This window comes from Streptomyces sp. NPDC001594 (assembly GCF_042893675.1).
In the GTDB taxonomy this organism is placed as follows: Bacteria; Actinomycetota; Actinomycetes; order Streptomycetales; family Streptomycetaceae; genus Streptomyces.
The window spans coordinates 311,540-323,892 of sequence record NZ_JBIAVB010000011.1 but is presented as its reverse complement, the minus strand read 5'-3'; the positions used below and the strand labels follow the sequence as shown (position 1 = coordinate 323,892).

Annotated in this window: 9 protein-coding genes; 3 read left to right on the top strand and 6 right to left on the bottom strand. The window is 72.2% G+C overall.

The genetic code is table 11. From position 1 onward, the window contains the following. Nucleotides 1-478: 478 nt before the first annotated feature. From pyk to pta, 3 genes are all read right to left on the bottom strand, one after another. Nucleotides 479-1,909 (bottom strand): pyruvate kinase, encoded by a 1,431-nt coding sequence (gene pyk / locus ACFY0O_RS23345; RefSeq protein ID WP_358892337.1) that lies wholly within the window; start codon nucleotides 1,907-1,909, stop codon nucleotides 479-481. A gap of 62 nt (nucleotides 1,910-1,971) precedes the next feature. Further along, a complete protein-coding gene (locus ACFY0O_RS23340; RefSeq protein WP_388949440.1) occupies nucleotides 1,972-3,186 on the bottom strand; it encodes an acetate kinase in 1,215 nt (404 codons plus the stop codon). A 65-nt stretch (nucleotides 3,187-3,251) separates the two neighbouring features. Beyond that, entirely contained in the window at nucleotides 3,252-5,342 is a 2,091-nt protein-coding gene (gene pta, locus ACFY0O_RS23335; protein WP_388949438.1) for a phosphate acetyltransferase, read from the bottom strand. A gap of 247 nt (nucleotides 5,343-5,589) precedes the next feature. On the opposite strand from pta, the gene ACFY0O_RS23330 reads away from it, so the two are divergent. Beyond that, nucleotides 5,590-6,615 carry an ATP-dependent 6-phosphofructokinase gene (locus ACFY0O_RS23330; protein ID WP_358892334.1) on the top strand — a complete coding sequence of 342 codons (1,026 nt, stop codon included), beginning with the start codon at nucleotides 5,590-5,592 and terminating at the stop codon, nucleotides 6,613-6,615. Nucleotides 6,616-6,746: 131 nt separating this feature from the next. On the opposite strand, the gene ACFY0O_RS23325 is transcribed toward ACFY0O_RS23330, so the two are convergent. After that, entirely contained in the window at nucleotides 6,747-7,472 is a 726-nt protein-coding gene (locus ACFY0O_RS23325; RefSeq protein ID WP_388949436.1) for an XRE family transcriptional regulator, read from the bottom strand. Nucleotides 7,473-7,775: 303 nt separating this feature from the next. Here ACFY0O_RS23325 and ACFY0O_RS23320 point away from each other — a divergent pair, with 303 nt between their 5' ends. Continuing rightward, entirely contained in the window at nucleotides 7,776-8,183 is a 408-nt protein-coding gene (locus ACFY0O_RS23320; protein WP_388949435.1) for a MerR family transcriptional regulator, read from the top strand. Next, a complete protein-coding gene (gene trxA / locus ACFY0O_RS23315) occupies nucleotides 8,180-8,524 on the top strand; it encodes a thioredoxin (RefSeq protein WP_388949432.1) in 345 nt (114 codons plus the stop codon). The genes ACFY0O_RS23320 and trxA overlap by 4 nt, the downstream gene beginning before the upstream one ends. On the opposite strand, the gene glgB is transcribed toward trxA, so the two are convergent. Continuing rightward, the gene (gene glgB / locus ACFY0O_RS23310) at nucleotides 8,514-10,799 is read right to left on the bottom strand and encodes a 1,4-alpha-glucan branching enzyme (RefSeq protein ID WP_388949430.1); all 2,286 of its coding nucleotides are present in this window, start codon (nucleotides 10,797-10,799) and stop codon (nucleotides 8,514-8,516) included. The genes trxA and glgB overlap by 11 nt on opposite strands. Continuing rightward, complete coding sequence (locus ACFY0O_RS23305) at nucleotides 10,796-12,229, bottom strand: maltokinase (protein ID WP_388949428.1); 1,434 nt, start codon at nucleotides 12,227-12,229, stop codon at nucleotides 10,796-10,798. The genes glgB and ACFY0O_RS23305 overlap by 4 nt, the downstream gene beginning before the upstream one ends. Nucleotides 12,230-12,353: the final 124 nt, after the last annotated feature.

Sequence of the window (12,353 nt, the reverse complement as noted above, 5' to 3'; positions counted from 1 at the left end):
GGCCGACTGACCCCCGTCGAATTCGAGATCGTCATGACCACACCGGCCCTCCAAGCCGCGTGACTCAACCTGTCACCCGAACCTGCACCAGACCCGACCTCTTCGGACGGCTTCTTGGATGCCTTTGCTTCTGCGGCGCGTGGGGATGAGATGTTGCACGTATGTGCCTATCTTCAGGGTTACTGGTCAGCCCGAAGGAAGGCGCGCACGTACGGCCGTGGCGTCGCATGCTGGCACGGCCGAGCAGAGATGGTGGATTGCCCAGCGCACTGGTCAGATGCGCTGCCCCTATTGCCTTCCCCCAAGGCACTCCCAGGGTTTCATGGTCACGTTACCGTCGGTAGTGCGCTTTCCGGCCGAAACTACTGGCCGGTATCCAAGTGGCCGAACATGCCGAGGGCGGCACCCCGGGTCCCTTTCAGGGGGCCGGGGTGCCGCCCTCGGTCTCTGTGCGGCAGAGTCGGGTGGCCGGGGGGCCTCAGTCGCGGCCGGTGCCGCCGAGGTGGTGGACGCGGACCATGTTGGTCGTGCCCGGGACGCCGGGGGGCGAGCCGGCGGTGATGATCATGGTGTCACCCTCGTTGAAGCGCTGGAGCTTCAGCACCTCGGCGTCGACCAGGTCGACCATGGCGTCGGTGCTGTCCGCGTGCGGGACGACGGCGGACTCGACGCCCCAGCTCAGGGTGAGCTGGTTGCGGGTGTTCACGTCGGTGGTGAACGCCAGGATCGGCTGCTGGGCGCGGTAGCGCGACAGGCGGCGGGCGGTGTCGCCGGACTGGGTGAAGGCGACCAGGGCCTTGCCGTCGAGGAAGTCGGCGATCTCGCAGGCCGCGCGGGCGACGGAGCCGCCCTGGGTACGCGGCTTCTTGCCCGGGACCAGCGGCTGGAGGCCCTTGGAGAGGAGCTCCTCCTCGGCCGCCGTGACGATCTTCGACATCGTCTTGACGGTCTCGATCGGGTAGGCGCCCACCGAGGACTCGGCGGAGAGCATGACCGCGTCGGCGCCGTCCAGGATGGCGTTGGCGACGTCGGAGGCCTCCGCGCGGGTCGGGCGGGAGTTGGTGATCATCGACTCCATCATCTGGGTGGCGACGATGACCGGCTTGGCGTTGCGGCGGCACATCTCGATGAGCCGCTTCTGGACCATCGGGACCTTTTCGAGCGGGTACTCGACGGCCAGGTCGCCGCGGGCCACCATGACCGCGTCGAAGGCCGCGACCACGGCCTCCATGTTCTCGACGGCCTGCGGCTTCTCCACCTTGGCGATGACGGGGACCCGGCGGCCCTCCTCGTCCATGACCCGGTGGACGTCCTTGACGTCGTTGGCGTCGCGGACGAAGGACAGGGCGACCATGTCGCAGCCCATGCGGAGGGCGAAGCGCAGGTCGTCGACGTCCTTCTCCGACAGGGCGGGGACGTTCACGGCGGCACCCGGCAGGTTGATGCCCTTGTGGTCCGAGATGACACCGCCCTCGATGACGATGGTCTTGACCCGGGGGCCCTCGACCTCGGTCACCCGCAGCTCGACGTTGCCGTCGTTGATCAGGATCTGGTCACCCTTGGCGACGTCGCCCGGCAGGCCCTTGTAGGTGGTGCCGCAGATGGACTTGTCGCCCGGGACGTCCTCGGTGGTGATGGTGAACTCGTCACCGCGCACCAGCTCGACGGGACCCTCGGCGAAAGTCTCCAGACGGATCTTCGGACCCTGGAGGTCGGCGAGTACGCCGACCGCTCGACCGGTGTCCTCGGAGACCTTCCGGACGCGGTCGTACCGCTCCTGGTGTTCTGCCTGGGTACCGTGGCTGAAGTTGAATCGGGCCACGTTCATACCTGCCTCGATGAGTGCTTTCAGCTGCTCATACGAGTCGACGGCGGGGCCCAGCGTGCAGACGATTTTGGAACGGCGCATGAAGCGGATCCTATCCGTTTGTTTCGTAGCGGAATATTCCGTCTGGTGGAAAGTCCAAGTGACTACTGGGTAACCAGCGCGTACGCCTGGGTGGCGATCTCCAGCTCCTCATCCGTGGGCACCACGGCCACCGCCACCCGGGCGGAAGCCGGCGAGATCAGCCGGGGCTGCGCGGAGCGCGCGGCGTTCGCCTCCGGGTCCAGCGCGAGCCCCAGCCCCTCCAGGCCGGAAATCGCCGCCTTCCGCACCACCGACGCGTTCTCGCCCACGCCGGCGGTGAACACCACCGCGTCCACCCGGCCCAGCACCGCCGTGTACGCGCCGATGTACTTCTTCAGCCGGTGCGCGTACGCCGCCAGCGCCAGGCGCGCCGCCTCGTCGCCCTCGCCCGCCCGGCGGGTCACCTCGCGCATGTCGTTGTCGCCGCACAGACCCAGCAGACCGCTCTTCTTGTTGAGCAGCGAGTCGATCTCGTCGACCGACAGCCCGCCCACCCGCGCCAGGTGGAAGACCACCGCCGGGTCCAGGTCCCCCGAGCGGGTCCCCATGACCAGCCCCTCCAGCGGGGTCAGCCCCATCGAGGTCTCCACGCACACCCCGCCGCGAACGGCCGAGGCGGAGGCCCCGTTGCCCAGGTGCAGCACGATCACGTTGACCTCCTCCACCGGCTTGCCCAGCAGCGCGGCCGTGGCCCGCGAGACGTAGGCGTGGGAGGTGCCGTGGAAGCCGTACCGCCGGATGGAGTACTTCTCGGCGGTCGCCGCGTCGATCGCGTACCGGGCCACGTGCTCCGGCATCGTCGAGTGGAAGGCCGTGTCGAAGACGGCCACCTGCGGCAGGTCCGCGCGCAGCTCGCGGGCCACCTCGATGCCGGTCACGTTCGCCGGGTTGTGCAGCGGGGCCAGCGGGATCAGGCTGCGGATCTCCGCCAGCACCTCGTCGTCGATCACCGTCGGGGCGGTGAACCGGGTCCCGCCGTGCACCACCCGGTGCCCCACGGCGGCCAGTTCGGGGGAGTCCAGGCCCAGACCGTCCGCGGCCAGCTCCTCGGCCACCGCCCGCAGCGCCTGCGCGTGGTCCGCGATCGCCCCGGTCCGCTCACGCCTGCCGCCCTCGGCGCCCGGCCCGGCGAGCGCCTCGTGCACCAGGCGCGAACCCTCCTCGCCGATCCGCTCCACCAGGCCGACGGCGAGCCGGGAGGAGTCGGCCATGTCGAGGAGCTGGTACTTGACCGACGAGGAGCCGGAGTTGAGGACGAGGACGCGCGTTGCGGTCACGGCGGGTGTCTTTCCTTCGAACGGAGGGATGCGGGGGAGGGGAGGCGGGCGGGGCGGGCGGCGGGTCAGGCGGTGGGCCCTGCCGCGCCCTGGGACTGGGCCTGGATCGCGGTGATCGCCACCGTGGTGACGATGTCCTGCACGAGCGCCCCGCGCGAGAGGTCGTTGACGGGCTTGCGCAGGCCCTGGAGGACCGGGCCGACCGCGACGGCGCCCGCCGAACGCTGCACGGCCTTGTACGTGTTGTTGCCCGTGTTCAGGTCCGGGAAGATCAGCACGCTCGCCCGGCCGGCCACCTCGGAGCCGGGCAGCTTCGTGGCCGCCACCGAGGGCTCCACGGCCGCGTCGTACTGGATCGGGCCCTCGATCAGCAGGTCCGGACGCTGTTCGCGGACGGTCTCGGTGGCCTTGCGGACCTTCTCCACGTCCGCGCCGGAGCCGGAGGTGCCGGTGGAGTACGAGAGCATCGCGATCCGCGGCTCGACGCCGAAGGCCGCGGCCGTGGCGGCCGACTGGACGGCGATGTCGGCGAGCTGCTCGGCGTTCGGGTCCGGGTTGACCGCGCAGTCCCCGTACACGAGGACCTGGTCGGCCAGGCACATGAAGAAGACGGAGGAGACGATCGAGGCCTCCGGCTTGGTCTTGATGATCTCGAAGGCCGGGCGGATGGTCGCGGCGGTGGAGTGCACCGAGCCGGAGACCATCCCGTCGGCGAGCCCCTCCTGGACCATCAGCGTGCCGAAGTAGTTGACGTCGGTGACCACGTCGTGGGCCAGCTCGACGGTCATGCCCTTGTGGGCGCGGGCCCGCGCGTAGTACTCGGCGAACCGTTCCCGCAGGGGGGAGGCCGCCGGGTCGATGAGCTGCGCGCCCGAGATGTCGACGCCCAGGTCGGCGGCCTTCTTGAGGATCGCCTGCTCCTCGCCCAGCAGGGTCAGGTCGCAGACCCCCCGGCGCAGCACCACGTCCGCGGCGCGCAGCACCCGCTCCTCGGTGCCCTCGGGCAGGACCACGCGCCGCCGCTCGGAGCGGGCCCGCTCCAGCAGCTCGTGCTCGAACATCATCGGGGTGACGCGCTCGGAGCGGGCCACCGACAGCAGGCCGCGCAGTTCGGCGGTGTCCACGTGCCGTTCGAAGAGGCCGAGCGCGGTCTCCAGCTTGCGCGGGGTCGCGGAGTTCAACCGGCTCTGCAGCGAGAAGAGTTCGGCGGCCGTCGGGAAGCTGTTGCCGGCCACCGAGACCACCGGGGTGCCGGGCGCCAGCTTCGAGGCGAGGGTCAGGACGTCCTGCCCCGGGCGCTCGCCCAGGGTCAGCAGGACGCCGGCGATCGGCGGGGTGCCGGAGGTGTGCGCGGCCAGCGCTCCGACGACCAGGTCGGCGCGGTCCCCGGGGGTGACCACCAGACAGCCGGGGGTCAGGGCGGCCAGGAAGTTCGGGAGCATCGCGCCGCCGAAGACGAAGTCCACGGCGTCGCGCGCCAGCCCGGCGTCGTCGCCGAGGAGCACCTCGCCGCCGAGGGCCCGGGTGATCTGGGCGACGGTCGGCGCGGAGAGGTTCTTGTCGTCCGGCAGGACGTAGCAGGGCACCGGCAGGCGGGCGGCGAGCCGCTCGGCTATGGAGTCCCGGTCCGCCGCGGCGACCCGGTTGACCACCATCGCCACCACGTGGCAGCCCAGGGTCTCGTAGGCCCGGTAGGCGCTCTGGGCCTCGGCGCGCACCCCGTCGGCGGGCTGCTTGTTGCCGCCCACGACGGGGATGACGACCGCGCCCAGCTCGTTGGCGAGGCGGGCGTTGAGGGCCAGCTCGTCGGGGAGGTTGGTGTCGGCGTAGTCGGTGCCGAGGACCAGCATGACCTCGTAGTCCCGGGCCACCCGGTGGTAGCGGTCCACGAGCCGGGAGACCAGCTCGTCGGTGCCCTTCTCGGCCAGGACCGCGGCGGCCTCCCCGTACTCCATGCCGTAGGCGGCGGAGGCGTCCTGGTCGAGCCGGTAGCGGGCCCTGAGCAGGTCGAAGAGGCGGTCCGGCGCGTCGTGCAGCAGGGGACGGTAGACGCCGACCCGGGCGGTCTGCCGGGTCAGGAGCTCCATGATGCCCAGTTCGACGACCTGGCGGCCGTCCCCCCGCTCGATCCCGGTCACATACACGCTGCGCGTCACGCGTGCTCTCCGTCCATGCTGTGGCTGTCGGTTTTGGTCTGGCGGTATTGGTCGGACTCGACCTCTTGACAATACCCCGGTCAGTGGATAAAGCGCCCGCCGGAAGAAAGGCCCGGGAGGCCGGGACGAAAGGCCTGGTGGGCGGAGTAGTGCGGAGCGCGGGGCACCCCCGCGCCATGGAACAATCGGACACCTGGGATCAATACGACCACCCTCACGTGCGACCACGAGCAGGAGACACAAGGCGATGCGTATCGGAGTTCTCACCGCAGGCGGCGACTGTCCCGGCCTGAACGCCGTCATCCGCTCGGTCGTACACCGCGCGGTGGTCGGCCACGGCGACGAGGTCATCGGTTTCGAGGACGGGTTCAAGGGACTCCTCGACGGCCACTACCGCCCCCTGGACATCAACGCCGTCAGCGGCATCCTGGCCCGCGGCGGCACCATCCTCGGCTCGGCGCGCATGGAGCGCGCCCGGCTGCACGAGGCCGCCGAGAACGCGGCGGAACTGGCGCGCCGCTACCAGCTCGACGCCCTGATCCCGATCGGCGGCGAGGGCACCCTGACCGCCTCGCGGATGCTCTCCGAGGCCGGGATGCCGGTCGTCGGCGTCCCCAAGACCATCGACAACGACATCTCCGCCACCGACCGCACCTTCGGCTTCGACACCGCCGTCACCGTCGCCACCGAGGCCATCGACCGGCTCAAGACCACCGCCGAGTCCCACCAGCGCGTGATGGTGGTCGAGGTCATGGGCCGCCACGCGGGCTGGATCGCCCTGGAGTCCGGCATGGCCGGCGGCGCCCACGGCATCTGCCTGCCGGAGCGGCCCTTCGAGGTGGACGCCCTGGTGAAGATGGTGGAGGAACGATTCGCCCGCGGCAAGAAGTTCGCCGTCGTCTGCGTCGCCGAGGGCGCGCACCCCGCCGAGGGCTCCATGCCCTACGAGAAGGGCGCCATCGACGCGTACGGCCACGAGCGCTTCGCCGGCATCGGCAACCGCCTGGCCGTCGAGCTGGAACACCGCCTGGGCAAGGAGGCCCGCCCGGTCATCCTCGGCCACGTCCAGCGCGGCGGCGTGCCCACCGCCTACGACCGCGTGCTGGCCACCCGCTTCGGCTGGCACGCCGTCGAGGCCGTGCACCGCGGGGACTTCGGCAACATGACAGCCCTGCGCGGCACCGACATCGTCATGGCCCCGCTGGCCGAGGCCGTCACCGAGCTGAAGCGGGTCCCCGACGACCGGATGTACGAGGCCGAGTCCGTCTTCTGACCGGCCCCGCGCCCCGGTCCGGCGGTGGCCCGAGCCCCGTCCGGCCGGGCCGCCGGCGCCCCGGTCCGGCCGGGCCCCGGGCCCCGGCGCACCGGGACCTCCGTCCCCGGTTCCGTGCCGAAGGGCCCTTCTCACGCGCCGCCGGTCAGCGACCAGAACCGTTCCGAGATCGCCTCCAGGTACTCCCGGCCGGCGTCGCCGGTCCAGGTCGAGCTCTCACCGCCGCCCCAGCTGACCGTGGCCACCATCCGCTGCTGGTACTCGTTGTAGAGCAGCTCCAGGACCCGCTCCAGATGGGCCTTCGGCACCGGCAGCAGCTTGGCCAGCGGCTTCACGTACGCCTGCCAGCGGGTGGTCGCCGCGCTGCGCAGCAGCCCGTCGAGCTCCTCCTGCCGGCCCGTCACCCCCACGAACTGGGCCAGGCTCAGCTTGAGCGCGGAGGCGAGGGCGGCGGACTGGCGCTCGTTGCCCTTCCAGCGGCCGCTCTCCTCCATCTTCAGGTACGCGCCCGGCTCCACCCCGACCCGGCGGGCCAGGTCCTCGGGGTCCATGCCCCGGGCCAGCCGGTGCTCCCGCAGGGTGACGGGCTCGGCGAGCAGTTCCCCGGGGGAACACCAGAGCACGCCGGCGAGGGCGGTGAGCTCGGTGGAACTGGGCGACTGCTCGCCCCGCTCCCAGGCCGTCACGGTCTCGGGTGCGACGAGCAGGCCGTACTGGGCCCGCAGGCCGTAGGCGACATGACCGGGCGCCATGCCCAGGGCCGCGCGCAGGCGGCGCGCGGCGGGGGCATTGAAAGGTGGGCTGGAGTGCACACGGCACACGGTAGGAGTGGCCGAGCCGTGCCGACTACAGACCATTCAAACAAGCCAATAACTCGTAGGAAAGTCCTAGGGAGTTCATGACTTTATGCGGTTTTTCCGGCGACTGTCCGGTAATCGGATGCGCGGAAGATCCATTCACAGCGTACGGATCCGGCCACGCCGATCCGGGAACCTTTCCCGGACCCGCCGCGTGATCCCCGCCACACACCGTGAACCGCACCCCCACGCCGTACGTGATCCATATCGGGGCCCTCGCATACGGGGGTGGCGAGGGCCCCGAACCCACCCGCTCCCGCGACCCCTTTCCCTGACGTCGGCGTCAAGGAATACGGTCGGGCCATGCGCATCGGCGAACTGGCGAAACGGGCCGGGACCAGCACCCGCACGCTCAGGTACTACGAATCGCGCGGTCTCCTGACCGCCCGGCGGACCGGCAACGGCTACCGCGACTACGACGAGGACGACCTGCGGCTCCTGCTCCAGATCCGCACCCTCCAGGACTTCGGCTTCGACCTGGAGGACACCCGCCCGTTCGTCGACTGCCTGCGCGACGGCCACCCGGCCGGCGACAGCTGCCCCGCCTCGCTCGCCGTCTACCGCCGCAAGCTCGCCGAGCTCGACGGGCTGATCGGCCGGCTGGCGGACGTACGCGAGCAGGTCGCGCACCAGTTGGCGGCGGCCGAGGAGGCCGCCGGACAGGCACAGCCGGGCTGCGAGATGACCGGCTGGGAGAGGGGAACACGATGATCCACGCCAAGGGAGTGGCCGAGGTGACCGACGCCGACTTCGCGGCGGAGGTGCTGGCCGAACGGGACCGCCCGGTCCTGGTGGAGTTCACCGCGGACTGGTGCGGCCCCTGCCGCCAGCTCGCCCCCGTCCTCTCCGCCGTGGCGGCGGAGGAGGCCGGGCGGCTCAAGGTCGTGCAGATCGACGCGGACACCAACCCCGGCGCCGTGACGCGCTACGGGGTGCTGTCCATGCCGACCATGCTCCTCTTCCGCGACGGCGAGCCCGTCCGGCAGCTCGTCGGCGCCCGCCCCAAGCGTCGCCTCCTCCAGGAGCTGGAGGAGGCGCTCGTCAGGGCCTGAGCCAGAGCGTCGCCATCGGCGGGAGCGTCATCCGCAGGCTCTTCTCGCGGCCCTGGGCCGGCACCGGCTCCGGGCGCAGCGGGCGGTCGTGGTGGACGCCGCTCCCGCCGTACACCTCCCGGTCCGTGTTGAGGACCTCCCGCCACAGCGGGACCTCCTCCGGCACCCCGAGCCGGTAGCCGTGCCGGACAACCGGCGAGAAGTTCGACACGCACAGCAGCGGCGAGCCGTCGCCCGCGTACCGCAGGAAGGCGAACACGTTGTCGTCGGCGGCGTCCGCCTCCACCCACGCGAAGCCCTCCGGCACCGAGTCCCGCTCCCACAGTGCCGGCGCCGCCGTGTACGCCCGGTTCAGGTCGCGCACCAGCTCCCGCACCCCCCGGTGGTCCCCGGCCGCCGGGTACGAGGAGTCCAGCACCCACCAGTCCGGCCCGTAGGTCTCCGACCACTCCGACCCCTGCGCGAACTCCTGCCCCATGAACAGCAGCTGCTTGCCCGGATGGGCCCACATGAACCCCAGGTACGCCCGGTGCGTGGCCCGCTGCTGCCACCAGTCGCCCGGCATCTTCGACACCAGCGACCGCTTGCCGTGCACCACCTCGTCGTGCGAGATCGGCAGCACGTAGTTCTCGCTGAACGCGTACACCATCCCGAAGGTCATGTCGTGGTGGTGGTACTTGCGGTGCACCGGCTCCTTCGACACGTAGCGCAGGGTGTCGTGCATCCAGCCCATGTTCCATTTCAGCCCGAAGCCCAGCCCGCCCGAGTCCGTCGGCCGCGTCACCCCGTCCCAGGCCGTGGACTCCTCGGCGATCGTCACCACGCCCGGGCAGCGCCGGTAGAGCGTCGCGTTCATCTCCTGGAGCAGCGCCACCGCGTCCAGGTTCTCCCGGCCGCCGTGCTCGTTCGGCGACCAGTCGCCCTCGCCGCGCGAGTAGTCCAGGTACAGCATCGAGGCCACCGCGTCCACGCGCAGCCCGTCCACGTGGAACTCCTGGCACCAGTACACGGCGTTGGCCACCAGGAAGTTGCGGACCTCCTTGCGCCCGTAGTCGAACTCCAGCGTCCCCCAGTCCGGGTGCGCGGCCCGCCGCGGGTCCTGGTGCTCGTACAGCGGCCGCCCGTCGAACTCCGCCAGCGCCCACGCGTCACGCGGGAAGTGCGCCGGCACCCAGTCGACGATCACCCCGATCCCGGCCCGGTGCAGCGAGTCCACCAGCAGCCGGAAGTCGTCCGGGGTGCCCAGCCGCGAGGTCGGCGCGTAGAAGCCGGTCACCTGGTAGCCCCACGAGCCGCCGAAGGGGTGCTCGGCGACCGGCATGAACTCCACGTGCGTGAAGCCCAGCTCCTTGACGTACGAGGGCAGCTGCTCGGCCAGGCTGCGGTAGCTCAGCCCCGGCCGCCACGACGCCAGGTGCAGTTCGTACACCGACATCGGGGACTGGTGCGCCGGGCGCAGCCCGCGCGCGGCCATCCACCGCTCGTCGCCCCACTCGTACCGGGAGGCGGTGACGACCGAGGCGTTCGCCGGCGGGACCTCCGCGTGGCGGGCCATCGGGTCGGCGCGCAGGGTGTGGCCGCCGTCCGGGCCGGTGATGTCGTACTTGTACAGGGTCCCCTCGCCCACCCCCGGCAGGAACAGCTCCCACACCCCGGTCGAGCCGAGCGAGCGCATCGGGTACGCCACGGAGTCCCAGTACGAGAAGTCCCCGGTGACCCGCACGCCCTGCGCGTTGGGCGCCCACACCGTGAACCGGGTGCCGGCCACCCCCTGGTGCTCCATGACCTCCGAGCCCAGCGCCGTCCACAGCTCCTCGTGCCGGCCCTCGCCGATCAGGTGCAGGTCCAGCTCCCCGAGGGTGGGCAGGAACCGGTACGGGTCGTGGACCTCGATCTCGTCCTTGTCGTACGTCACCAGCAGCCGGTAGTCCGGCACCCCGGTCAGCGGCAGGAGCCCGGAGAAGAGCCCGTCGCCCTCGTCGAGGAGCTCGGCCCGCAGCCCCTTCGCCAGGATCGTGACGGCCTTCGCGTACGGGCGCAGCACCCGGAAGGCCACCCCGCCCCGCTGGGCACGGGCGCCCAGCAGCGCGTGCGGGTCGTGGTGGCGGCCCTCCAGCAGCCGGGCCCGTTCCCCCGCCTCCAGCGCGGGGGCGGGCCGGACCCCGTGCGGCGGGGCGGTGCGGCGGGCACGCGGGGCGCGGGGGCGTTTCGCGGCTTCCGCGGCCGCTGCGGCTTCCTCGCGGACGGTCGGTGACGGCTGTCGTGCGGCGCTCACGGGAGCGGCCTCCTCGGGGGCTTCGGATGGGGGGTGGTGCCGGGCAGGGGCGGGGGCATGCGGTGGGCGGGGCGGTCGGGCGCCGACAGCCGGCGGATGGCCGCCATCGGGACGTGCAGCCAGTCGGGGCGGTGGCGGAACTCGTAGCGGGCCTCGTACACGGCCTTGTCGGTCTCGTACGCGCGCAGCAGGACGGGGTCCTCGCGCGGGTCGCGGCCGGTGGTACGGGCGTAGCCCTCGCAGAACGCGGCCCGGCAGGCGTCCGCCCAGGCGGGGGCGAAGGGCCGGTGCGAGCGGGCGGCGTAGTCGAAGGAGCGCAGTATGCCGGCGATGTCGCGGACGGCCGGTTCGGGGCGGCGGCGGTCGGCCAGGGGGCGGGCGGGCTCGCCCTCGAAGTCGATCAGGGCCCAGCTGCCGTCGGCGGTGCGCAGGGTCTGCCCCAGGTGCAGGTCCCCGTGGATCCGCTGGGCGGGCACCCCGGAGCCCCGGGAGGCGGCCAGGGCGTCGAAGGCCCCGCGCAGCCCGGCCTCGAACGGCCGCAGTGCGGGCACCTCGCGGGCGGTGGCGGCCAGCCGCGCGGTCATCCCGGCGGCGAGCCGGGCGGTCTGCTCGGGGCCCAGGGCCACGGTGGGCAGGGCGTCGGCCAGGGCGCTGTGCACCTCGGCGGTGGCCCGGCCCAGGGCGTGCGCCTCGGCGGTGAAGTCGGCGCCGGCGCCGAGCCGGCGCAGGGCCAGCTGCCAGCCGTCGTCGGAGCCGCGCAGGTAGGGCTGGAGCACGCCCAGGGTCAACGGTTCTCCTCCGCCCGCGGCGGCCTCGTACCAGGCGACGGGGGCGGGCACCCGGGCGCAGCCGGCGGCGGCGAGCGCTCTGGGCAGCTCCAGGTCCGGGTTGATCCCGGGACCGACCCGGCGGAAGACCTTCAGGATGTACGAATCCCCGTAGATCAGCGAGGAGTTGGTCTGTTCCCCGGACAGCGGGCGGGGGGTGAGCCCCGGTGCGATCGGAGTGTCCGGGTCCCGGTCGAAGCGCAGCGGCCCCAGGGTGCCGGGGGAGCGCAGCCGCTCCAGCAGCAGGGCGGCGAGCCGGGGGTCGCCCAGGGCCTCGTACACGGCGCTGCCGGCGTACGGGCCGGACCGGGCGTGGCCGATCAGGGCGGGGGCGAGGGCGGGCGGCAGCGGGGTGGGGCGGATGCCCAGCAGCAGCTGGTAGCAGTCCCCGTCCACGTCGAGCAGCAGGTGCAGCAGTCCCGGGACGGAGCCCGGGGGCAGCAGCTCGGCCGCCGAGACGGGCCTGAGGCGGCCGATCCCGCGTCCCTTTCCCGCGAACCAGCGCTGCGTGGGCAGCCATTCCCTCAGCATCGGTTCGAGCGGGCCGATCCCGGCGGCCCGGTCGGCCGTCAGCCGGCTCCGGGCGGATGCAGCCTCCGACATGGCGTCGCGTCCTTTCCCCGGGCCGTCACAGAATGCGCAGAGTGTCCCGGATGTGCGGCAGTTGCTTCTCCGGTAAGTGCGAGTGTCGGGTCAGGATGCTCCGTACAGGGGCGGGCGTTGACCC